This is a genomic window from Flavobacterium sp. LM5 (assembly GCF_002017945.1).
GTDB classification, from domain to species: domain Bacteria; phylum Bacteroidota; class Bacteroidia; order Flavobacteriales; family Flavobacteriaceae; genus Flavobacterium; species Flavobacterium succinicans.
This window is the reverse complement of sequence record NZ_MUFX01000001.1, coordinates 1,365,026-1,389,264: the sequence shown is the minus strand read 5'-3', so window position 1 is coordinate 1,389,264 and position 24,239 is coordinate 1,365,026. Positions and strand designations below refer to the sequence as shown.

At 35.9% G+C, this 24,239-nt stretch carries 24 protein-coding genes; 17 read left to right on the top strand and 7 right to left on the bottom strand.

The window, feature by feature from the left end; translation table 11 throughout:
- Positions 1-63 precede the first annotated feature (63 nt).
- Positions 64-339, bottom strand: coding sequence for a hypothetical protein (locus BXU11_RS05875; RefSeq protein WP_078211326.1), 276 nt, complete (start codon positions 337-339; stop codon positions 64-66).
- A 156-nt stretch (positions 340-495) separates the two neighbouring features.
- On the bottom strand, positions 496-1,158 hold the full coding sequence (locus tag BXU11_RS05870) for a response regulator (RefSeq protein ID WP_078211325.1): 663 nt from the start codon (positions 1,156-1,158) through the stop codon (positions 496-498).
- A gap of 264 nt (positions 1,159-1,422) precedes the next feature.
- Between BXU11_RS05870 and BXU11_RS05865 the strand changes: the two genes are divergently transcribed.
- The 6 genes from BXU11_RS05865 (at position 1,423) to BXU11_RS05840 (ending at position 7,868) form a co-directional block, all read left to right on the top strand.
- On the top strand, positions 1,423-1,866 hold the full coding sequence (locus tag BXU11_RS05865) for a DUF1569 domain-containing protein (protein ID WP_078211324.1): 444 nt from the start codon (positions 1,423-1,425) through the stop codon (positions 1,864-1,866).
- A 229-nt stretch (positions 1,867-2,095) separates the two neighbouring features.
- On the top strand, positions 2,096-2,776 hold the full coding sequence (trmD, locus tag BXU11_RS05860) for a tRNA (guanosine(37)-N1)-methyltransferase TrmD (protein ID WP_024982710.1): 681 nt from the start codon (positions 2,096-2,098) through the stop codon (positions 2,774-2,776).
- Positions 2,777-2,798: 22 nt separating this feature from the next.
- Complete coding sequence (locus BXU11_RS05855; RefSeq protein WP_189318507.1) at positions 2,799-3,617, top strand: GyrI-like domain-containing protein; 819 nt, start codon at positions 2,799-2,801, stop codon at positions 3,615-3,617.
- 107 nt (positions 3,618-3,724) lie between these two features.
- Entirely contained in the window at positions 3,725-4,849 is a 1,125-nt protein-coding gene (locus tag BXU11_RS05850) for an agmatine/peptidylarginine deiminase (protein ID WP_078211322.1), read from the top strand.
- 180 nt (positions 4,850-5,029) lie between these two features.
- Positions 5,030-5,380, top strand: coding sequence for a 50S ribosomal protein L19 (gene rplS / locus BXU11_RS05845; RefSeq protein WP_078211321.1), 351 nt, complete (start codon positions 5,030-5,032; stop codon positions 5,378-5,380).
- Positions 5,381-5,645: 265 nt separating this feature from the next.
- Complete coding sequence (locus tag BXU11_RS05840; RefSeq protein ID WP_078212105.1) at positions 5,646-7,868, top strand: NADP-dependent isocitrate dehydrogenase; 2,223 nt, start codon at positions 5,646-5,648, stop codon at positions 7,866-7,868.
- Positions 7,869-7,955: 87 nt separating this feature from the next.
- Here the strand turns inward: BXU11_RS05840 and BXU11_RS05835 are convergent, their stop codons facing one another.
- The 3 genes from BXU11_RS05835 to BXU11_RS05825 all read right to left on the bottom strand — a co-directional run bounded on the left by BXU11_RS05835 (position 7,956) and on the right by BXU11_RS05825 (position 9,975).
- Complete coding sequence (locus BXU11_RS05835) at positions 7,956-8,345, bottom strand: nuclear transport factor 2 family protein (protein WP_078212103.1); 390 nt, start codon at positions 8,343-8,345, stop codon at positions 7,956-7,958.
- Positions 8,346-8,410: 65 nt separating this feature from the next.
- Entirely contained in the window at positions 8,411-9,304 is an 894-nt protein-coding gene (locus BXU11_RS05830) for an MBL fold metallo-hydrolase (RefSeq protein ID WP_078211320.1), read from the bottom strand.
- Positions 9,305-9,396: 92 nt separating this feature from the next.
- The gene (locus BXU11_RS05825; RefSeq protein ID WP_024982648.1) at positions 9,397-9,975 is read right to left on the bottom strand and encodes a Crp/Fnr family transcriptional regulator; all 579 of its coding nucleotides are present in this window, start codon (positions 9,973-9,975) and stop codon (positions 9,397-9,399) included.
- 412 nt (positions 9,976-10,387) lie between these two features.
- On the opposite strand from BXU11_RS05825, the gene BXU11_RS05820 reads away from it, so the two are divergent.
- Genes BXU11_RS05820 through rlmF form a run of 5 tightly spaced genes read left to right on the top strand, consistent with a single transcriptional unit; the run spans position 10,388 to position 15,767 of the window.
- Positions 10,388-12,760 carry a TonB-dependent receptor gene (locus tag BXU11_RS05820; protein ID WP_051536744.1) on the top strand — a complete coding sequence of 791 codons (2,373 nt, stop codon included), beginning with the start codon at positions 10,388-10,390 and terminating at the stop codon, positions 12,758-12,760.
- 5 nt (positions 12,761-12,765) lie between these two features.
- On the top strand, positions 12,766-13,587 hold the full coding sequence (locus BXU11_RS05815; RefSeq protein ID WP_078211319.1) for a DUF4249 domain-containing protein: 822 nt from the start codon (positions 12,766-12,768) through the stop codon (positions 13,585-13,587).
- 20 nt (positions 13,588-13,607) lie between these two features.
- Positions 13,608-14,054 (top strand): DUF1572 family protein, encoded by a 447-nt coding sequence (locus tag BXU11_RS05810; RefSeq protein WP_078211318.1) that lies wholly within the window; start codon positions 13,608-13,610, stop codon positions 14,052-14,054.
- Positions 14,055-14,111: 57 nt separating this feature from the next.
- Positions 14,112-14,774: a thiamine diphosphokinase gene (locus BXU11_RS05805; protein WP_024982644.1), complete on the top strand. Its 663-nt coding sequence runs from the start codon at positions 14,112-14,114 to the stop codon at positions 14,772-14,774.
- A gap of 42 nt (positions 14,775-14,816) precedes the next feature.
- Positions 14,817-15,767, top strand: a complete 951-nt coding sequence (gene rlmF, locus BXU11_RS05800; RefSeq protein WP_078211317.1) for a 23S rRNA (adenine(1618)-N(6))-methyltransferase RlmF — start codon at positions 14,817-14,819, stop codon at positions 15,765-15,767.
- 175 nt (positions 15,768-15,942) lie between these two features.
- On the opposite strand, the gene BXU11_RS05795 is transcribed toward rlmF, so the two are convergent.
- Positions 15,943-16,722, bottom strand: a complete 780-nt coding sequence (locus tag BXU11_RS05795) for a class I SAM-dependent methyltransferase (RefSeq protein WP_078211316.1) — start codon at positions 16,720-16,722, stop codon at positions 15,943-15,945.
- 335 nt (positions 16,723-17,057) lie between these two features.
- Here BXU11_RS05795 and uvrB point away from each other — a divergent pair, with 335 nt between their 5' ends.
- Positions 17,058-19,049, top strand: a complete 1,992-nt coding sequence (gene uvrB / locus BXU11_RS05790) for an excinuclease ABC subunit UvrB (RefSeq protein WP_078211315.1) — start codon at positions 17,058-17,060, stop codon at positions 19,047-19,049.
- On the opposite strand, the gene BXU11_RS05785 is transcribed toward uvrB, so the two are convergent.
- Complete coding sequence (locus BXU11_RS05785) at positions 19,046-19,492, bottom strand: excinuclease ABC subunit B (protein ID WP_369803198.1); 447 nt, start codon at positions 19,490-19,492, stop codon at positions 19,046-19,048. The two genes, uvrB and BXU11_RS05785, sit on opposite strands and share 4 nt — an antisense overlap.
- An 11-nt stretch (positions 19,493-19,503) precedes the next feature.
- On the opposite strand from BXU11_RS05785, the gene BXU11_RS05780 reads away from it, so the two are divergent.
- From BXU11_RS05780 to BXU11_RS05760, 5 genes are all read left to right on the top strand, one after another.
- Positions 19,504-20,316 carry an alpha/beta hydrolase gene (locus tag BXU11_RS05780; RefSeq protein ID WP_078211314.1) on the top strand — a complete coding sequence of 271 codons (813 nt, stop codon included), beginning with the start codon at positions 19,504-19,506 and terminating at the stop codon, positions 20,314-20,316.
- Positions 20,317-20,347: 31 nt separating this feature from the next.
- Positions 20,348-21,358, top strand: coding sequence for a dipeptide epimerase (locus BXU11_RS05775; RefSeq protein WP_078211313.1), 1,011 nt, complete (start codon positions 20,348-20,350; stop codon positions 21,356-21,358).
- Between the two features lie 5 nt (positions 21,359-21,363).
- Positions 21,364-22,392 carry an aminotransferase class I/II-fold pyridoxal phosphate-dependent enzyme gene (locus BXU11_RS05770; RefSeq protein WP_078211312.1) on the top strand — a complete coding sequence of 343 codons (1,029 nt, stop codon included), beginning with the start codon at positions 21,364-21,366 and terminating at the stop codon, positions 22,390-22,392.
- A gap of 425 nt (positions 22,393-22,817) precedes the next feature.
- Positions 22,818-23,282, top strand: a complete 465-nt coding sequence (locus BXU11_RS05765; protein ID WP_078211311.1) for a DUF1456 family protein — start codon at positions 22,818-22,820, stop codon at positions 23,280-23,282.
- 6 nt (positions 23,283-23,288) lie between these two features.
- Positions 23,289-23,945 carry an NAD(P)H-binding protein gene (locus BXU11_RS05760; protein WP_078211310.1) on the top strand — a complete coding sequence of 219 codons (657 nt, stop codon included), beginning with the start codon at positions 23,289-23,291 and terminating at the stop codon, positions 23,943-23,945.
- Positions 23,946-24,239: the final 294 nt, after the last annotated feature.

Sequence of the window (24,239 nt, the reverse complement as noted above, 5' to 3'; positions counted from 1 at the left end):
AAGAATATTTCACCATAAAAAGAGGCTATCCTTTAGTTTTCGGACAGCCTCTCAAAATGCAATTTATAGAGCTTCTAATAATTTGCCATAACATCTAGCTGTAGCTTTTTCGCATGACATAAACCAATTGCCAGCAGTTGCTGATATGGTAATACCATCACCTGTATCAACTGAACATGTAATTGTACAGAAAGCTTCATCAATTTCAGTTTCTTGATTTTCACATTCTTTTTGATTCTCACTTTTTACTTCAAATTCATTTTCTAAAGTAGGAGTGTTTGCAAAACTAGTTGCTGATAGCATTGCAGTAGCAAAAAAGCCAAAAATAATTTTTTTCATAAAAATATTAATTTTAGAGTTACTAATAAATATTTTCTAACAAACCCTAGGTTACGTGCACTTAACTTTGATTTGTAAGACTTTTCAAAACTATAGAATCTGTTTTAGATGATTTTACGGTTTTTGGTTAAAAAAATACGGTTTTAAGTTAAAAATTTAGAGCAAGCCTATTCTTTTCGCGGCTGCTACTATTTCTTTGCTTCCTCCCTTATCCTTTAGGAGTACGTTTTTAATATGTACTTTTCTTTTCTCTATAGCACTTAAAGAAAGATTGAGATGCATTGGCATGTCTTTGGTTTTTACTTTTTGTGCCAATAGTGCCAAAATTTGATAATCAATAGCATCCAAATCGAATATTTCGGCAAGGAATTCGTTTCTTACTTTCTGGATAGTTGCAGTGTAAAACGTTTCTCCATTCATAATAACTTGGTAGGCTTCTTTAAAAGAATGGGAGTCAATGTCATTTTTCAAGACAAATCCTTCTGGATTAATCTCCTGTATAGCATTATTGACTATCACAGATTCACTATGCATGGTTAATAGAATAATTTTGCATAAAGGAAAATGGTTTCGGATCAATTTTGCCAAATCTAAACCTGTATTTATTTGCTTGGCAGTATAGGGAGGCAAACTAATATCCAAGAAAGCCGCATCAAAAGCTTTTTGCGACACATAACGTTCTGTGATTTTCAGATAGGCTTCTTGACAGGAATTAGCTGTAGTAAAATCAATAGCAGCATCGTGATTAAAAAGAATGGTAATGTAACCATCAATGGTTATAGGATGGTCATCAACTAATAGTAGGTTTGGGGTTCCCATTAATTTAGTTATTTAATTCGTAATGTCTAGGTAGGTTTTGAAAGATTTTACTCTATTCAATTGCAAATCTACACAAATAGTTATATTTTTCCTACATTAAATTTTGCTGACTATTCTATTTTTTAATTATAGCTCATTTAAAATCAGCCTTTAAAGCTGTCATACCTCATAAAACTACTCGGAAAAGCAATTTGATAACTGTAAAACAATATAAAATTTTGAGCGAAAGCATTACTTTTGATACTATCTAAAAATGAATACATTATGGCTTCTATTTACGACACTTCAGACAACACTCAGTTAATCAATAGGATTCAGAAATTAAACACCTCCTCTACTCCACTTTGGGGCAAAATGAGCGTGGACCAAATGTGTGAACACTGTATTGCTGCTATAAATGTAGCTTTTGGAAAACAAGATTTAACAATTAGTTTTCCTATGCGTTTGTTGGGACGGTTATTAAAAAACAAAGCCTTTAACAGTGACTTTGGAAAAAATAGTCCCACGGCAAAAGAATTCCGTATCACTGCCCATTCTGATTTTGAAAAAAGCCAAGCACAACTTATAGCTTGTGTTCAAGAATTTGCCAAAGGAACTTCGGTAATTACGGTCATGCATCATCCGTTTTGGGGAAAGATGAGTTTTGAGGATTGGGACAAACTGATGTGGAGACACTTGGACCATCATTTGAGACAGTTTGGGGTGTAACTGAAAAGTGTCTTGATTTGCAGGGATTGCGTGAGGGATAGCAGCGGCATCCTCTTGGGGCGGGGTTCGCCCCAAGAGATATAGCGGATAGCCCGACCCCGAGGAGCAGGGACTTTTGGTTGTGCAAAGTCGTGTGTCTCGGGGTCACGCCCAAATAACTATACGGATGTATCACTTGATTCGTGTCCTATCATTTAATTTGTACCTTTGCACGATATAAAATACTACAATGAGAATTGATATTATTACCGTTTTGCCTGAATTATTGAGAAGTCCTTTTGAAGCTTCGATTATGAAACGTGCTATCGACAAGGGGTTGGTGGAAGTGCATTTTCACAACTTGAGAGACTATACGACCAACAAACAAAAAAGTGTAGACGATTATCCTTTTGGCGGAGGCGCGGGTATGGTGATGACGGTACAACCGATTGATGCTTGTATCACGCATTTGAAGAGCGAGAGAACCTACGACGAGATTATTTATATGTCACCCGACGGAGACACGCTGAACCAAAAAATGGCCAATACGATGTCGATGTATGAAAACATTATCATTTTGTGTGGGCATTATAAAGGTGTCGATCAGCGAGTGAGAGACCATTTTATTACCAAAGAAATTTCTATTGGCGATTATGTGCTATCGGGAGGTGAATTGGGTGCTTTGGTTTTGTGTGATGCCTTGATTCGATTGATTCCAGGGGTTTTGAGTGATGAAACCTCGGCTTTGACCGATAGTTTTCAAGACGGATTATTGTCGGGTCCGATTTACACTCGACCTGCCGATTACAAAGGCTGGAAAGTCCCTGATGTTTTATTGAGTGGCCATTTTGCAAAAATTGACAAATGGAGAGAAGACATGGCTTATGAGCACACCAAAAACAGAAGACCGGATTTGTTGGAGGACAATTAAAAAAGACGCACCACTTGTACTAATGGACTACCAAAAACGCATTTACAACGCAAGGCATTATATTGAGAAAAATTACAACAAAACTATCTCGATAAAATCTTTAGAAATGGTTTCTTGTTATTCCTATAGAAATTTACAGCGTATCTTTTTTTCGCTTTTCAAGGAAACCATTGGTGCATATCAAACTAGATTAAAAGTTGAAAATGGATATAAAAAAATAGTCTATTCTAATGCTAAAATTTCAGATATAGCTTTAGAAATAGGTTTTTCTGATGTACAATCGTTTTCTAAAACATTCAAAAAACACTTTAATTGCTCTCCTTCACAAGCTCGAAATCAAAAAGAACTTCTGCTAAATGACACCGAGGTACAAAACTCAATACTATCAATTACAGCTCCTGAAATTCTTTACATCCCTAAAAAAACAGTCTACTACTTAAGTTGCAAAACTTCTTACATTAATCCCGAAATTGAGCAACTTTGGAAAACGATTTTAAAAAATGACTTTTCGGAGGTTAGCACACAATTTTATGGATTAATTGCCGATGATGTGGTTATCACAGAAAAATCAAAATGTACTTATGATGCTTGCCTAGAAACAAATTCAATTCTAACGAACCTACCCTCAAAATCTATTTTTGGTGGGAATTATGCTAAGTTTATACACCAAGGCTCCTATCAAGATTTAGAAAACACCTATCAACAAATTTTTGGGTCATGGATTTTAGAAAGCAAACAAGAATGCTCTCATACGCCTGTAATCGAACAATACCTCAAAAATGAGTCAAACTGTACCCATGAAAATGAGTACTTAACAGCTCTTTTTATTCCTCTTTTATAGAATGTCAATTTTGGACAACAAATAATCAAGCTATCGTGAATAGATTTGCCTTGTCTAAGTACTAGTAAACAAGGCATTTTATAATTTAAATATTCAAACTAATTATTATGAAAAAACTATTTACCATTGTTATATTATCTCCACTTTTCCTTTCTTGTCAAGAGGATTCGGAATTAACAACATCAGAAGAACCAATATCAACGGAAATCCTATACACTATGCCCGAAGAATCTGAACCTCATGAAGGCACTTGGCTGCAATGGCCCCATCAATACCAGTATGGAATAGAATATAGAAATGAACTCGATGATACCTGGATAACTATGACAAAATCATTAATAAAAAGCGAGAAAGTTCACATCATTGCATATGACGCTAATGAAAAATCAAGAATACTTTTTTTGCTTGAAAAAGCAGGGGTTTCAGTAGCAAACATAGACTTTACAATTCAAAAAACGGACGATGTATGGGTACGAGATAATGGACCTATTTATGTAAGAAACAACAACAAAGAACTTGTAATTCAAGATTGGGGTTTTAATGGTTGGGGTAAAAAAACTGACTATAATAATTGTAACATTATACCCAATCGAATAGCAAAAGACCAGCAATTACAAATGATAGATTTAAATTCGGTGATGATAAACGAAGGTGGTGCGGTTGAAATTGACGGGCAAGGTACCTTAATGGCTACCAAAAGTGCTATATTAAACTCCAATAGAAACCCCGGAATGTCGCAATCACAAGCTGAAGTCATTTTTACAAAATATCTTGGTGTGACTAACTTCATATGGTTAGATGGAAAAGCTGGTAAAGATATTACTGACATGCACATTGATGGTTTTGCACGATTTGGAAACAAATCCACAATTGTAACTATGGCTGTGGATGACTTATTGTATTGGGAAGTTCCAGAAAAAGACATTCAAACACTCTACAAGGCTGTCTCTAAAAATGGCAAAAACTATACTTTTCTTAAACTCCCATTAACAAAAAATGACGTAGTTACAGCAACAGGGAAAAAATTAAAATATAAAGGCTCTTATGTGAATTATTACATAGCAAATTCTGTGGTTTTAGTTCCAAACTATAACGATCCTAATGATGCATTTGCAAATGCCACCATTCAAACCCTTTATCCAAACCGAAAAGTCGTAGGGATTGATGTACGCAATTTGTATGCTAATGGAGGCATGGTTCATTGTGTAACACAACAACAACCTCGCAAATAACTATAATTATGTAAAGCGCAGAAAACCAAGACTTAGCTATTTTCAAATAAGTAGTGCAAAAAAATATTTTTTAACCATTCATAATTCATAATTATTTTTTACTTTTGCACCCACATTGGACCAACCTCTGGCGAGAACCGTGAATGTTGCTCTATTTTAAACCATAATTAAACATTTATCATGGCAGATTTATTGAAATTCGTTCAAGACGAGTTTGTTACAAGAAAAGAATTCCCTGAATTCGGAGCTGGAGATACTATCACTGTGTACTACGAAATTAAAGAGGGTGAAAAAACAAGAACTCAGTTTTTTAAAGGAGTAGTGATTCAAAGAAGAGGTTCAGGAAACACTGAAACTTTTACTATTCGTAAAATGTCAGGAGCTATTGGAGTAGAGCGTATCTTCCCAGTTAACTTACCTGCTTTACAAAAAGTTGAAATCAACAAAAAAGGTGCAGTTCGTAGAGCTAGAATTTTCTACTTTAGAGAACTTACTGGTAAGAAAGCAAAAATCAAAGACAAAAGAAGATAATCTTTTTTCTTTCAAATATAAAAGCCTCGAATTATCGAGGCTTTTTTTGTAGGTATAATTCAAAAATAAATATCATTTTACAATTTTAACCCCCTTAAAAATATCGATTTCGTAATATCACAACAACCACTTTAAATATTAAATTTTTCTATTAAAATCAAAGAGTTTTTAAAACCGATTTACATATATTTGTTCGCCTTATTTTTTGCTTTATTCACAAACTAAGACAATTACTGAAGTGATTTCGATTAAAAAAAACAATAAAATGACACAAAAATCAAAAATTTTTTACACGCTTACCGATGAAGCCCCATTATTGGCTACATATTCATTTTTACCAATTGTTCAAGCTTTTACAGCCACATCAGATATAGAAATTGAAACAAGAGATATCTCATTAGCGGGAAGAATTTTAGCTAATTTTCCTGAATTTTTAAAAGAAGATCAAAAGACAAGTGATGCCTTGTTAGAATTAGGCAAATTGGCCACCACTCCCGAAGCGAATATCATCAAACTTCCCAACGTTTCTGCCTCAGTCCCTCAATTAAAAACAGCTATTGCAGAATTACAAGCACACGGTTATGCCGTACCTGATTTTCCAGAAGACCCACAAACTGAAGAAGAGAAAAACAATAAAGCAAAATACGCAAAAGTATTAGGTTCTGCTGTGAATCCTGTTTTGCGTGAAGGGAACTCTGATCGTAGAGCACCAAAAGCTGTTAAGAATTACGCCAAAGCCAATCCACATGCTATGGGAGTTTGGTCTTCTGAGTCTAAAACACACGTGGCTTCAATGGAACAAGGTGACTTTTACGGAAGCGAGCAATCTGTTACCGTTAGCGAAGGTACTGATGTGAAAATTGAATTCGTAGGTGCAGACGGAACCACAACAGTTCTTAAAGCAAGTACACCGTTGAAAGCAGGCGAAATCATCGACAGTTCTGTAATGAATATCGCAGCCTTAAAAAGCTTTGTAGCCAAAACGATTGAAGAAGCAAAAGCACAAAATATCTTATTATCTGTTCACCTAAAAGCTACTATGATGAAGGTGTCTGACCCTATCATTTTTGGAGCTATCGTTGAAGTCTATTTTGCCGCTGTTTTTGAAAAATATGCAACGTTATTCAATGAATTAAATATTGATACTCGCAACGGCTTAGGAGATGTTTACGCTAAAATAGCCGGACATCCTCAACAAGCAGAAGTAGAAGCAGCTATTGATGCTGCTATTGCTAATGGACCTGCTTTGGCCATGGTGAATTCTGATAAAGGAATCACTAACCTTCACGTACCATCAGATGTAATTGTAGACGCTTCTATGCCTGCAATGATTCGTACTTCTGGTCAAATGTGGAATAAAGAAGGAAAGTCACAAGATACTGTAGCTATCATTCCAGACCGTTGTTATGCTGGTGTTTATACTGCAACCATTGATTTTTGTAAAAAACACGGTGCTTTTGTACCGACTACAATGGGAAGTGTACCTAATGTGGGATTAATGGCTCAAAAAGCAGAAGAATATGGTTCACACGATAAAACCTTCCAAATTCAAGGAGAAGGAGTGGTTCGTGTCGTAAACACTGAAGGCACTGTATTGATGGAACAAAAAGTAGCTAAAAATGATATTTTCAGAATGTGTCAAGCCAAAGACGCTCCAATTCAAGACTGGGTAAAACTAGCAGTAAACAGAGCACGTCTATCAGCTACCCCAGCGGTTTTCTGGTTGGATAACAACAGAGCGCATGACAGCCAATTGATTATAAAAGTTGAAAAATATTTAAAAGATTACGATACAACAGGATTAGACATTCGTATTTTAAGCCCTATCGAAGCGACTAATTTCACCTTAGAGCGCATCATCAAAGGATTAGATACCATTTCAGTAACTGGAAACGTATTGCGTGATTACTTAACCGATTTATTCCCAATCTTAGAAGTTGGAACTTCTGCCAAAATGCTTTCTATCGTTCCCTTAATGAATGGTGGTGGTTTATTTGAAACTGGCGCTGGAGGTTCTGCTCCAAAACACGTAGAGCAATTTATCGAAGAAGGCTACTTACGTTGGGATTCCCTTGGTGAATTTTTGGCTTTGGGCGCTTCATTAGAACATTTAGGACAAACTTTAAACAATGCAAAAGCGATTGTTTTAGCAGAAGCCTTGGATGTAGCTACAGAAAAATTCTTAGCAAATGACAAATCTCCTTCAAGAAAAGTAGGCGGAATTGACAATAGAGGTTCCCATTTCTACTTGGCGATGTACTGGGCAGAAGCTTTAGCCGCTCAAGATAAAGATGCTGATTTAAAAGCAATTTTCTCGCCTATTGCGACTGAATTTATTGCTAACGAAGCACAAATCAACAGTGAACTAATTGGTGCTCAAGGAAAACCGCAAACTATCGGTGGTTACTACCAACCGAATCCAGAATTAACGAGTAAAGCCATGCGACCAAGTACCACTTTCAATACGATTTTGGCAAAACTAGCTTAACAAATTAAAACACATTGATTATGAAAGACAACTGGAAACGGTTGTCTTTTTTTTGAAAGATGTTGAGTTCGAAAATTTTTATACTAATTATTTCATAGTATCATTCACTGGCTGGCTATCTACAAACTGCTCAAAACTGATGATTTTACTATCGTTTAATTTCCAAACATGAGCCACTCTTGCGGTGAATGATTTGCCTGTAATTTTATAGGTTCCTGTGTAAGTTCCGTAAGCTACTACTATATCATCGCTAGCAACATAATCATCTGGAGTAAATTTATAATCAATCCACTCGCTTCCTAATCGGCTAAAAACGTTTTTGATTACATTTTCTAAACCAATATAAGTTCCTGCATACGGAAAACCTTTGGCTTCGGTCCAACTGATATTATCGGCTACATATTTAGCCAAATTTTTACCGTTTTCTTCCGAAGTTTTGCCTTCGTAGGTGCTTTTTATAATATCAAGATTTGTCATTGCTTTTTTATTTAAAGAACAGCTTGACAATGCCAAAAGCAAAGCCAAGCTGCATAGAATTGATTTTACCATTTCATTTCTCCTGTATTTACTTTTGCTCCTATCATCAAGGCAGTATCAAAAGTTAGTGTTGGATATTTTGTTTTCAAAGCTGTAATTAAAGCTTCGGATGTTGTATTGGTTTTTAAAGCTTCTTCATAGAATTGTATGTACGTTTTCGTGAAACTTACGGCAGTTACATCAAATGGAGAATTTGAATTGGCGTGAGCAGGAATTACAATTTCAGGATTCAAAGCTGTAATTTTATCTAAAACTGAAATCCAGTTTTTGCGAGCTTCTGTAGTTTGTGCATCTGCCATCCAAAGATGAAAAGTGGTTCCAAAAACATTTATTCCGCCAACAATTGCTTTGATAGAAGGAATCCAAACAAAAGTTTTAGAAGGAAATTCTTGCAAGCCAATAATTTCTAATTGATGACCTTCTAATTCAATGCTGATTCCTTTTAAAACCTGAGGTAAAATAACATTTGAAGTAATGTTTTTACCCACTCTTTCGCCCCAAACGTCTATTTTTTTTTGAGCTGTTGCTTTAATATGTTCAATGGTTGCAGGTGTTGCATAGGCTGTAACTTCTGGGAAATATTTTTTGAATACTTCTAGACCAAAGTAAAAATCTGGATCGCCGTGAGAAACAAAAATGGTGGTTAATTTTTTGCCAGATTTTTTTATTTCTTGTGCTACTTTTTCGGCATCCGCCAATGTAAATTGGGTGTCAATTAAAACCGCATCTTTTTTTCCAGATACAATTACAGATGCTACACCAAAACTGTTTTCGGATGAGTTGTAAACTTCAAGTTTTAAATCTTTGTTTTCAATTGTTTTGAAAGTTTGTGCTTGTGATTCCATAGTTAATAAAGTTAAAATGGTTAAAAAAACTGTTGAAATAATCTGTGATTTCATTATTTGCATTATTTAAATTAATACCGCAAAGATGAAATAGAAAGCACTATCAAAACATTAAACTAGTTTAATAAATGAAAAAAGAATCTTTATTATTTCGAACTAATTTTCTTTCTAATATTACTCAAAAAAACATTGGTAATACCCAAATAGGCAGCCACTTGAACATTAGACAGGCGTTGCAAAAGTTGTGGATATTTCTTAACGAAATCTACATAACGAGACCCTGCTGTTTTACTCATACTATCAATCATTCTGCGTTGGAGTGCAACATGCGTTTTTTGAGTCATTATCCTATATAGCTTTTCTATTTTCGGCAAATTTTCATAGGCAAAATCCTTGTTTTTTTTTGAAATTAAAAGTACCTCACTATCCTCAAGTGCTTCTATAAAAAGTTGAGAAGGTATTTCATTAGTAAAACTATCAATATCTGTAATCCACCAATCTTCTATAGCAAAATAGAGTATTTGCTCAAAACCATTTTTATCAATGTGATAAACCCTAAAAAGGCCTTTTGTTACAAAACCTTCAAACTTGCAAATTTCTCCTTCTCGCAACAAAAAACTTTTTTTCTTGATCGTTTTGTGTTCAAATAAATTGCAGAAAGCTTCCATTTCCGTATCTGAAAGTGAAATATGCGCTGCGATGTTTTTTTGAAGAAGTGTTGTCATAAGCTAAAAATTTATATGCTATTTCAAAGGTAAATAACTTCTTCTGACATTAAGATTTTCTATCCAAAAGATCCCAAATCATTTTCTACCTATCCTTTCAAAACTTAAAAACATACTTGTAAAACAAACAACATGAAATATTAATCTGCACACTATTTGTTAACCTTTTCCTAATTCTGTACTTATAATATAAAGACAAAGTGTTTATTTTGCATAACTAAACTACTTCAATTTAACCCTAACATAAGACCAATATACTAGTAAAGAAGCCGACAGGAAACAATTCTCTTTTTTTTTGTTAACCAATCATTAACATTTGTACAGTAACAAATAACTTAAAAAATCGTCTACTTTGTAGTTCTAAAATTAACCTATGAAAAATTACTACATAACCGTTTATGTTATACTATGTATGTTGTTTTACCAAAATTTTTTGGCACAAGAAAAAAGCAACATTCCTTTACCTAAAGAAAGATTCACGCTAAGCGGAACCATTACTGACCAAAACAGTAATGAGACATTAATTGGTGTCAATATAGTTTTCCCTGAATTAAAAACAGGCGTAACTACCAACGAATATGGCTTTTATTCCATTACGATTCCAAAAGGAAAACACCAAGTTCAAATTTCGTACTTAGGATATCAAACTGTAAATGAAACGATCGATTTTTCTCAAAATACTCGTTCCAATTGGCAGCTTTCCAATCAAAACAATCAATTGAATGAAGTGATCATCACCGACAACCGTACCAAAACCGACATCAAAAAACCTGAGATGAGCGTCAACAAACTCTCGATGGCTACTATTAAAAAAATGCCGGTAGTATTGGGCGAAGCCGATGTTTTAAAATCAATTTTATTACTTCCGGGCGTAACCAATGCTGGTGAAGGCGCGTCAGGTTTCAACGTTCGAGGAGGTGGAGCCGATCAGAATTTAATTTTATTAGATGAAGCCACTATCTTCAATTCCTCACATGTTTTTGGATTTTTCTCGGTATTCAATCCCGATGCTATTAAAGATTTAAAACTATACAAAGGAGGTATTCCCTCCCGTTTTGGAGGAAGAGCTTCTTCGGTTTTGGATATTTATCAAAAGGATGGAAGTAGCAAAAAATTTCATATGAACGGAGGCATCGGTCTTATTACTAGTCGTTTATTAGCCGAGGGGCCGTTGGTAAAAGACAAAGGATCGTTTTTAATTGGAGGACGTGGATCCTACGCTCATTTATTTTTGAAATTATCACCAGAGCAAAAAGACAATTCAGCCTATTTTTATGACTTAAATGCTAAATTAAGCTATAAACTTACCGAAAATGACAACCTTTATTTTTCAGGATATTTTGGAAGAGATGTTTTCAGTTTAAGTCAACAACTTACCAATACTTATGGGAATTCAACGTTGAACTTACGATGGAATCATTTGTATTCAGACAAACTATTCTCCAATCTTTCCTTGATTTATAGCGATTATTATTATGGTTTACAATTGGATTTTGTAGGATTCAAATGGGACTCAGGCATTAAGAATTACAACATAAAATACGATTTTAAAAATTACGTTTCAGACTCTTTCAAACTCAATTATGGTTTGAATGCTATTTATTATGACTTCAATCCCGGTACCATTATTCCTTCAAGCGAGGAGTCAGGGATTAATAGAGATCAATTGGACAAAAAATATGCTTTGGAACCCGCTATCTACATCAGTGCTGATCATGATGTGACCAAAAACTTCAGTCTATCCTATGGTTTACGCTATAGTTTGTTTTATCGTTTAGGGCAATCCACTGTCAATATTTATGCAAACAATAATCCAGTGGTATTCAACAACGATCTTCAATTGTATGAAAAAGGAACGCCAATTGACACTAAATTTTACGGACGAAACGATGTGATTCAAAGTTTTGACAATTTTGAACCCCGCTTTTCAGCCTCCTATCAATTGAACGAAAACCAATCGATCAAAGCCAGCTATAATCGCATGGTACAATATTTACAATTGGTTTCGAATACTTCCTCACCTACTCCATTAGATGTTTGGACGCCGAGTGACAATTTTATCAAGCCACAATTGGCGGATCAGGTGGCTTTGGGTTATTTCAAAAACTTTAAAGAAGGCATGTATTCGTTAGAAGTGGAAACCTATTTCAAAAAAATAAAAAACCGTATCGATTACATTGACGGAGCAGAATTGATTGCCAACAAAGCATTGGAACAAGTGGTGTTAAATGGTCAAATGCGCGCTTACGGTCTTGAAATTCTTTTAAAGAAAAACGAAGGAAAACTAAACGGTTGGATTTCGTATACCTTATCCAAATCCGAGCAACAAACGCCTGGTAGAAATGCACTTGAAACCGGGATCAATAATGGCCAATGGTATAATTCGGTGTACGACAAATTACATAATTTAGCCATCACTAGTTCGTACGCCTTAAATGATAAATGGACGTTTGGTGCTAATTTTTCTTTACAAAGTGGACAACCTGTTACCTATCCTGAAGGGCAGTATGAGTACGAAGACATTATTGTGCCAAGCTACGGATTGCGAAATGCGAATCGTTTACCTGCTTATCATCATTTAGACATTGCCGCGACTTTGACCCCAAGAAAAAACAACAATCGCAATTACAAAACCGAATGGGTTTTTAGTATTTACAACTTGTACAATCGAAGAAACGCCGCCTCGATCAATTTTAGACAAAACATTGACACTGGCCTAAATGAAGCTGTACGAACGTCAATTTTCGGAATGGTTCCTGCGGTTAGTTATAATTTTAAATTTTAAGCATCATGCAAAAATTCACTTTTTTATTCCTATTTATAGTCTCTATCTTATCCATAAGTTGTGAGGATGTTATTGATGTTAACCTAAAAACTGCTCCACCAAAGCTCGTGATTCAAGCGTCAATCAATTGGCAAAAAGGAACACCTGGCAATACCCAAGTAATTAAACTAACTACGACCACAGATTATTTCAGCAATGTAATTCCTGTAGTAAGCGGCGCAACCATAAAAGTGACCAACAGTTCCAATACAGTATTCAACTTTATTGAAAAAGAAAACACTGGAGAATATATTTGCACCAATTTCATCCCAGCAATAAACGAAACCTACACCCTGTCGGTACTAAGCAAAGGACAATCCTACACAGCGACCGAAACTCTTAAACCCGTGCCAGCGATTACTAGAATTGAACAAAAAAATGACAGCGGTTTTTCTGGAGATGAGATCGAGGTAAAATCATATTACAATGACCCCGCCAATACGCCCAATTACTATTTGTATAAATTTTCATCCTCGTCTCAAAAAAAATCAAGTCTTTATGTGGATCGAGATGAATTCTTTGATGGCAATGAATTTTTTAGTATTGCTCAAATTGACGATCTTAAAAAAGGAGATATCGTTAATATTACCCACTATGGCATATCGAAATCCTACCATAGCTACATGAGCATTCTAGTCAATATATCTGGTAATAGTGGAGGTGGACCTTTTCAATCTCCCCCAGCTACCGTTCGAGGAAACATCATTAACACTACTGATAAAGCCAATTATCCTTTAGGGTATTTTTCATTAAGTGAAATTGATACGAGATATTATACGGTTCAATAACTTCCTTTTTCAAACTCAGTATGCTTATCCCAACGCTAAAAACACTATTTACTAGAGACTTAACAAAGTTAAAAAACGAAATAGCGTCCTATCAAGACGAAAATGCAGTATGGTGCTCCAATCAGTACATCAACAACTCGGCTGGAAATCTTTGTTTGCATATCGTAGGTAATTTGAATACCTACATTGGAGCTGAAATTGGCAAAACAAACTTCGTACGCAACAGGGAACTCGAATTTTCAGCCAAAAATATTCCAAAAGATGTGTTGATTGAAAAAATAGAAGACACTATTACTGTTGTTAATGAATCGTTGGACAAGTTAACAGAGGCAGACATGACAAAGATTTATCCGCTTTTGGTTTTAGACACAAAAACGACCTATGCCTTTTTTTTAGTGCATCTAAGTTCTCATTTATCATATCATTTGGGTCAAATCACTTACCACCACAGATTTTTTGATCATTAATTCAAACGGATAACTTTTGTACATTTGCTCCTTACAATTTAAAATCAAATACTAAACATGTCCTCACACCATATCGTTCGCGACGATCAAGAACCAGCTCTAATTATTGCTAATGGTGCGGCGTGCCAGCCCGAATTATTAGGACAATTATTAGAATGGTCCCCTTTAGTTGTAGTACTCGACTCGGCCATTGTAAGAGTGATGGAATTGGATGTAAAAATTGATGTTTTATTGGGAGATTTTGATCGTGATTTTGATCCTGAAATATACAAAACCACTCAGTACCCGCTAGAAATAGTGCACACTCCCGATCAAAACAAAACCGATCTAGAAAAAGCACTGGACTACCTCATCGAAAGAAACATTCCTGCGGTAAATATTGTTTGGGCCACTGGCAAACGTGCCGATCACACCATAACCAATCTCACCAATATTGTACGGTACCGAGATTTAATTAAAATTGTGATTTTGGACGACCATTCAAAGATTTTTTTATTGCCCAATAAATTCCAAAAATGGTACACGGCGCGCACTCCGATTTCACTAATCCCAATTGGGGTAGTAACCGGAATTCACTCCCAAAACCTAGTGTATCCCTTGACCAACGACACCCTTACCATAGGCTATAGAACCGGAAGCAGCAATGCGGTAGCTGCAGATGGCCTAGTAACCATTGAACATGCCGAGGGCGATTTATTATTGATGGAATGCATGGATTAATTTAAAAAAAGGAATCCGTATCTTTACCTCGAAACTCAGAAAATGAAACCGAAAAACCCGTCCGAAAAACAAAATTTACATCCCAGAAATCAACACCGTTTTGGCTACGATTTTGACTATTTAATTGAAGTATTACCTGAACTCAATTCTTTTGTAGGCAATAACGAACATCAAATTCAGACTCTTGATTTTAGTAGTCCCGAAGCTGTAAAAGCCTTGAATAAATCCCTTTTAATTGCGTATTACGACTTGAAGTATTGGGACATTCCCAATGATTTCCTGTGTCCTCCAATTCCAGGACGTGTAGATTATGTGCATTATTTAGCCGATTTATTAGCTGAAAGCAATAATGGAATCGTGCCAAGAGGCGAAAACGTTCAGGGACTTGATATTGGAATGGGCGCCAATTGTATTTATCCTATTTTAGGAAATGCCGTTTATGGTTGGAGCTTTGTTGGTACAGACATTGATGAAAAAGCCATACAAAATTGCAAACAAATCATCGAAAAAAACCCAAAACTAATCGATGCAGTAAGCCTTCAACTACAAACGGAACCTCGATTTATTTTTAAAAACATCATGGAACCTGAGGACAAATTTGCGTTTACGATTTGTAACCCACCGTTTCACAACTCCAAAGAAGAAGCTACCAAAGTCGCTGTTCGAAAAGTAAACAATCTAGAAAACAAAAGAATAACTACTCCTGTTTTAAACTTTGGGGGACAAAACGCAGAATTATGGTGCCCAGGAGGCGAATTAGGCTTTATCACCCAAATGATTTATGAAAGCGCTAAATACCCGATGCAATGCCTTTGGTTTACTACTTTGGTGTCCAAACAATCTCATCTGAATAGTTTATACAAAACATTAAACAAAGTACATGCCGCCACTATTAAAACCATTGACATGGCGCAAGGTCAAAAAACTAGCAGAATTTTGGCATGGACCTTTTTGACCGAAAAACAACAAAAGGAATGGAAATTTGAATCGTAATCGCTTTAAAATTTTTACCATAAACAACACGAATAAACACTAATGCAGGCAAGACAGTTTTTTATTCCACAAATTACTTAAGATCAATAAATTCAGTACCAATTTAAGCTATTGTCGTGCCTATTCGCTAACCGCTCGGTCGTGACTAATTTTTTTTTGAACAAAAATGTATTGATTATTGCTTTTTAACCCGTACTTGAAAGGCATATTCATACGTGTCCAAATCATGAAATGAAATGCAATCAACGGGTACAAAAGACAAGTAAGAGATTAATTTTTCTTTAGTAAAACGTTGGGACCAAAACCGTTCTAGGGTGGCGGTAAAACTATCTCTAGGAGCAGTAATCACTGTCATTCCCATTTTTTTATAACTGAATTCTTGTTTGAATCTAGTGGCCTCGTTGTCTTTGTAACAAGCTCCTAAAACAATTTCACCTTGCGGAACCAATAAACTATAAGCTTGAGAAAAAATAGCCGTAAACTTAGGATTCTTACTTAGATCTAACTTTTGAAAGGACTTAGGATAGTTTTCAAAATCAAAATCATCGGGATAAAAATTACCCGGCGTAAACCAAGTGCAAATAACCAAATCGAAAGTGGCTGTTAGTTCCTGTAAATGAACGGCATCCATTTGAATCAAGGTTACTTTATCAGTTATGCCTAAAGTATTCACCATTTTTGAAGCTAAGTCCAAACATAAAACAGCATTGTCAGTACCAGTATAATGCGCCACATGCTGCCATATTTCGGGAATATCGTGGAGGTTTTGAATGACACGACCACTCCCTACCCCAATATCTAAAATACTAATGGGTCGTTGTAAACGGTTGGCTAACTCGTAAATCACTGCTTTTAATGCAATACATTCGGCCCATTGCGCTTGAATCAAATAAGGAGAAAGATAATTTTCGTCAAAAGAATGGGCAACCGTCGCTGGATTATCATACATATTCATAGTTTTGAAAGTAAGCGTTTGATGGAGTGTAATTTACAAAATAATTTAAAGCTGCAATTCTGATAGAAGAATCAATGTATTGCTGATTTTAAAAAAATGATTTATGATTTGAATGCTGCTAAAAAAGCCAATTGTAACTCTCTAACCCCGATAGGAGCGGCATCCTTGCTGGGCGGGGTTCGCCCAGCAAGATATAGCGGATAGCGGGACTTTGCTGGGTAAAATGCCTATTGTGTGGGTTACTAAAAATAACAACTGTTAAGGCTCATAAATTCAGGATTAGCTGTATTTTTGTGAATCATTTCTTCACAACAATCTTATTAGCTCGCCCACCAATGAAATTCCAAATTGTATCAGATTACCAACCTACGGGTGACCAACCTCAAGCGATAGAAAAATTAGCGCAAGGAATTGTGGCGGGCGACCCTTTTCAGACGCTGTTGGGTGTGACTGGGTCTGGAAAAACATTTACGGTTGCCAACGTCATTCAAGAAGTTCAAAAACCAACGCTGATATTGGCGCACAACAAAACGTTGGCCGCACAGTTGTACTCGGAATTCAAACAGTTTTTCCCAAACAATGCGGTGGAATATTTTGTGTCGTATTACGATTATTACCAACCCGAGGCGTTTATGCCTGTTACGGGAGTTTTTATAGAAAAAGATTTGTCTATCAATGAAGAGTTAGAAAAAATGCGTTTGAGCACGACTTCTTCTTTATTGTCTGGACGAAGAGATATTATAGTGGTCGCTTCGGTTTCTTGCATTTATGGTATTGGAAATCCAGTGGAATTTCAAAAGAACGTAATTGCCATCGAAGTCAACCAAATGATTTCAAGAACTAAATTGCTACACAGTTTAGTGCAAAGTTTGTATTCTAGAACCGAAGCCGAATTTACCCCAGGAAATTTCAGAATTAAAGGTGATACGGTTGAAGTCTACCCAAGTTATGCCGATGATGCCTTCAGAATTCATTTTTTTGGTGATGAAATCGAAGAAATAGAAAGCTTTGATACCAAAACCTCCCAAGTCATTGAACGCTTTGAAAAATTGACGATTTATCCCGCCAATATGTTCGTGACTTCGCCAGATGTGCTACAAAATGCCATTTGGGAAATCCAGCAAGATTTAGTCAAGCAAGTGGATTATTTTAAAGAAATAGGCAAACATTTAGAAGCCAAACGACTTGAAGAACGCACCAACTTCGACTTAGAAATGATTCGAGAATTGGGCTATTGTTCTGGAATTGAAAATTATTCTCGTTACCTTGACGGAAGAGAAGCGGGCTCAAGACCTTTCTGTTTATTGGATTATTTCCCGAATGATTTTTTATTGGTAGTCGATGAAAGCCACGTGACTTTGTCGCAAGTACAAGCTATGTATGGTGGTGACCGTTCTAGAAAAGAAAACTTGGTAGAATATGGCTTCCGACTTCCCGCAGCAATGGACAACAGACCTTTGAAATTCGAGGAATTTGAAGCAATGCAAAATCAAGTCATTTATGTTTCAGCAACACCTGCGGATTATGAATTGCAAAAATGCGATGGTGTTTATGTAGAGCAAATCATTCGACCAACAGGTTTACTAGACCCCATTATCGAAATTCGTCCAAGTTTGAATCAAATTGATGATTTAATCGAAGAAATACAAGTGCGTTGTGAGTTAGATGAGCGTGTTTTGGTTACTACTTTAACCAAAAGAATGGCCGAAGAATTGGCTAAATACTTAACTAAAGTTTCGATTCGTTGTCGCTATATTCACTCAGATGTAGATACATTGGAGCGTATCGAAATTATGCAAGATTTACGAAAAGGCTTATTTGACGTATTGATTGGAGTCAATTTATTGAGAGAAGGATTGGATTTGCCTGAAGTGTCTTTGGTTGCTATTTTGGATGCCGACAAAGAAGGGTTTCTTAGAAGCCATCGTTCACTCACCCAAACCATTGGTCGTGCAGCAAGAAACTTAAACGGAAAAGCGATTATGTATGCCGATAAAATTACTGCGAGTATGCAAAAAACAATTGATGAAACCAATTATCGCCGTACCAAACAAATCAATTACAACACCCAACACAATAAAGTTCCGCAAGCTTTAGATAAAAAAATAGACAGTGCTTTTACTAAAAATCCACTGGTGGAATACGAATTAGGCCATACTATTGCAAAAGCAGCAGAGCCAGACACGGCTTATCTTTCAAAACCAGAATTGGAAAAATTAATTCGTGAAAAACGAAAAGCGATGGAAAAAGCCGCAAAAGATTTAGATTTTATGCAGGCTGCCAAGTTCCGCGATGAAATTAAAGCATTACAAGAGAAACTCTCTTAATTGTGTTGTTCTTGAAACATTCCTAACAATGCTTTGGCATCAATCATAGCATTAGGAGATTCCTGCATCATTTGCAAAACTCGTTTGGTAGCTCCTGGATTTAACCCCATATCAATGGCTATTTGATAAATAGCCACCGACTCTTTATGATGCAAAACACCATCACTATGCATAAGTAGTGCTAATCTATAAAATTGTTGAATACGCTGAAATTCTGATTTAATGGGCAAATGAGGTAACTCTTGATGAAACAAATCAGCATACTGCTCTTTAGTAAATCCCAGTTGTTTTGCTACTATTCGGATAAAGCCAAACTCGCGATGATGTAATTTCCCATCGATCACAGAAAAACTTATCATTTCTAAAAGTAAACTTCTTTTTTCTTCAAAACTATTCATCAATTTCTTATTTTTAGCTAAATTATTGTTTTTAAATGTATCCACAAAATTCAATTATGTCTAAAAAAACAATCCTATTTTTTTGCTTCTTTTTTCTTCTGGCGAAAGGATGGACACAGGAAACCACTGCTTCTGCTCAAGTAAGTACTTTTAGTATTGTATCTCCAGAGTTGCAAACGACAAAAAAAATCTGGCTCTACTTACCCAAAAACTATAGCACTTCCAAGAAGAAATATTCCGTGATTTATATGCCCGATGCTCAAAATTTATTTGATGCCAAAACAGCCTACAGTGGCGAATGGAATATTGATGAAAAATTAGACAGTCTAAGTGCACAAGTAATAGTTATAGGCATTGAACACGGTAACGAAAAACGACTAGAAGAGCTCACACCCTATTCGCACGAAAAATATGGCGGCGGAAAAGCAAATCAATACCTAGATTTTATTGTCAACACATTAAAACCAAGCATCGACAAAAAATACCGTACCAAAACCGACAAAACGCACACACTAATAATTGGCAGCTCCTTGGGTGGATTGACTGCTTTTTACGCTACGCTAAAGTATCCAGAAGTTTTTGGCAAAGCAGGCGTTTTCTCTCCTGCGTTTTGGATTAACAGAAAGGATATTATCGCATTAACAGAACAAACTCAAAAGATAAAAGCAAAATACTATTTCCTTTGTGGAGATAAAGAAGGTGACGATGACAGTATGGTCAAAGACTTGAATACAATGGAAAACATCATCAACACCAAGCGTTGTTCCTGTAAACATTTGAACACAAAGACCATCATAAAAGGTGGCCAACACAACGAAAAATTATGGCGAGATGGTTTTGTAAAAGCCTTACTTTGGTTGGGCTACTAATCCTTTTTTAGAACAATAAAAAATTTATGTTATGCAACTAATCCTTCGCGAATACAACCTCAAACTAAAACACACCTTCACCATTTCTAGAGAATCTATCGATTTTCAACCTTCACTAATTGTAGAACTCCAAAGTGATGGCCATTCTGGTTTTGGCGAAGCAACTTCCAATCCCTATTACCACACCACCGTTCCGATGATGCGCGCGGATTTGGAAAACATTCGTTCATTGATAGAAAACACAACAACAGAAACTCCCGAAGAATTTTGGGATAAAGTACATCCTTATTTAAAAGACGATATGTTTGCACTTTGCGCTTTAGACTTGGCTTATAATGATTTATATGCTCGCAAAAAAGGCAAAAAACTATATGAACTTTGGAATTTTACTACCGATAAAAATCCATTAACAGATTATACCATCGGCATTGCTTCTATTGAAAAAATGGTCGTCAAAATGAAAGAACTCCCTTGGCCCATCTATAAAATCAAATTAGGCACCCAAGAAGACATCGAAATTGTAACCGAATTACGAAAACACACAGACGCCATCTTCAGAATCGATGCAAACTGCGGTTGGGGTGTTGAAGAAACGATTTCTAATTCCGTAGCTTTAAAAAAACTCGGCGTCGAATTCTTGGAACAACCTATGAAAGCCGATAATTGGGAAGCACATAAAGAAGTTTTCAAACACTCCGCTTTACCCATCATTGCTGACGAAAGCTGTATTATCGAATCCGATGTTGCCAAATGCCATAACCATTTCCACGGCGTAAATGTCAAATTGGTAAAATGTGGCGGTCTTACTCCTGGTAAACGTATGCTAGAAGAAGCCAAAAAACTGGGGCTAAAAACTATGGTAGGTTGTATGACCGAATCTACAGTAGGTATCTCGGCCATTGCTCATCTATTACCACTGCTAGATTATGTAGATATGGACGGAGCGCTACTATTAGATAAAGATATTGCCACAGGAGTAACCATTACTTACGGCAAAATTGATTACCCAGACGGAAACGGAACTGGGGTGACACTTTTATAATTGGTATGAAAGTCCATAAATTCCCTAATCGTATAATCGAAATCAACCAAGAAACCTTCCGCTATTTTGGTGGAACGGCTTATCTTGGTTTGCCAACTTTACCCGAATTTCAAGAAATTATCTTCAAAAATATCCAGCGTTGGGGCACCGCATACGGAAGTTCAAGAAACGCAAACGTCCAATTGAGCGCCTACGACACTGGCGAAACTCACCTTGCGCAATTCATTCAGGCCGATGCTGTAGTTACCGTTTCATCAGGAATGCTAGCAGGCAAAATAACTATAGATTTTTTAAGCACAAGTACAGATGTTTTTTACCATTTCCCAAATTCGCATCCTGCCATTCAAAGAAAAGACAGTCTTCCTCTATTTATAAACAATCAATTAAACCCTAGAATTTTAGACACAAAAAAAGAAAAAATTACCCTGCTCACAGATGCCGTACCATCATTTGAAACCCAACCCATAAACCTAAAAATTCTCGATAGCATTCCCTCTCACAAAGAAATCACTTTGGTCATAGACGAATCCCACTCTATCGGAATCCTTGGCAAAAACGGCTCAGGAATTTACTCTAGCATCACGAATTCAAACGTCAAACACAAAATTTTAGTCGCCTCACTTGGCAAGGCGTTTGGATTAACAGGCGGGGTAATTGCTAGTGACTCCAATTTTATTCAAGAAATCAAAAATTACGACACCTTCGTCGCAGCCGCTGGAATGAATCCTGCCTATGTACAAACCATTGCAGAAACTGGGCATTTAGTACAACAGCAACTTCAAAAATTACGGAACAATTTGAACTATCTCGCTCAACATTTACAACCCAATCCCAAAATCAATTTCACCGCAAACTATCCTTCCATTTACTTAGATTGGAACAAGAGCTACGATATATTGTTGCAAAACAAAATCGTAATCACCCATTTTGATTATCCCTCAGACCAAAAAACCTTGAACCGAATCGTCATTTCGGCCAATCATCAAAAAGAAGACCTTGACCAACTAGTTCAAGTTTTAAATTCCTTTTCATAGGTTTTAGGAGTAGAAAAAAAGGCTTTTATGCCATCATAGGACCCGTCATCCGCTATATCTTTGCTTTTCTAAAGAAAAAAAGCAAAGGATGCCGCTACTACCGGGGCTAAAAGAGAACATCTTGCCTTCTTGTAAACATAAATTCATAGTTTTAGTCTGAAATACTTAAAGACTCCAACCTTAAGACTTTTCAAATTAAAAACCATACCGATTCACCTGTGTTCCTTATATGCCCTTCTATTTTTATTCCTATAAAACACGCCAAAAATTATAGGAACTTATATGCCTTAAATGTTAAAAAAAAGCAGCCAATTAATGATAATTATAGCAATGCATCTTCATTTTTTTGAGAGAGCAGCCTGAATTCAGACTCGAATATACCGTCTCTCTATTTTTAAACTGTACCTTTGTAAAAAATTAAAAAGATGACAAACAACGATATTTTCAAAAAATTACGTGTAGCCTTGATGCTTCGTGATGACCAAATAGTTGAAATTTTAGAATTAGTAGATTTCAGAATCTCAAAATCAGAATTAGGCGCCTTTTTCCGTGACGAAAAACATCCCAATTATGTAGAATGCGGTGATCAAGTATTGCGTAATTTCCTCAATGGACTAGTCATCCATTTACGTGGCACTAAAGAAAACCCAAAAGTACCAACCGAAGTTTTAGCCCAACACAAAGCTCAAATTCCTGTAAAAGAAGGAGATTCAAAAAGAGCGGAATTCAAACCAAAAGCAAAAGACGAAGAAAGAGGAAGAGGAGACGAAAGTCCTTCTAAAAAGAAACCGGCGGCAAAAAAACCTTTCAAAAAACAATTTCCAAAGGGAAATGACAAAATACAAGTGGTTGAAAAAGTAAAATTCAATTACGGGAAAAATAAAAAATAAGTCAAAATGAAAACGGCCCTCGTTATTGGAAGCACCGGTCTTATTGGTTCCCAACTTGTCGATTTGCTTGTAACAAGTGAGCATTACGAAAAGGTACTAATTTTTGTAAAAAGAGATTCCGGAAAATTACATCCCAAACTAGAGCAACACATCATCAACTTTGATGCACCCGAAGCCTATCAACATTTGGTAAAAGGCGATGATGTATTTTGCACCATTGGTACTACCATCAAAAAAGCGGGCAGTCAATCTGCCTTTCGAAAAGTAGATTACGAATATCCTATTGGATTTTCAAAAATTGCAAAGACGAATAACATAAAGCAATTTCTGATTGTTTCCTCTTTGGGCGCCAACAAAGACTCGAACAACTTCTATTTAAAAACAAAAGGAGAAATGGAAGCAGCATTAGCCAAAGCAAATTTTGAAACCACTGTCATTGTTAGACCTTCCTTATTATTAGGTCATCGCTCTGAATTTAGATTAGGAGAAAAAATAGGTGCTTTTTTCTCTAAAGGTTTTTCTTTCCTACTCCTAGGGAGCTTAAAAAAATACCGCCCAATAGAAAGCTCTACAGTTGCCAGAGCCTTATATCTTTTGGCACAATCCAACGTAAAAGGCTACACCATTTACGAATCGGATGAACTTCAAAACATCGAAAACTAAACCACAACAAACTGGATTCCAAATTTTTACCTCAAATTCGCAAATTATTCCATTATCACTATTTTAAAATTTGTGAATTTGCTGTGATACAACTTTTATAAGCTAAAGGAAAATGTATTTTCATAGTATAAAGCTCAAATTAAAGCCAATAAAAAAGCCTGTCCATTAACTGAGGCCACTGAAAAACCTCGTCGAATTTGATAGGCATTGTTTTTAGACAATAAAAAAACGCTTATAATTGGAATTTTACCTTCCTTTTATAAGCGTTTTCTCTTTTTGATTAATTTTATTTGA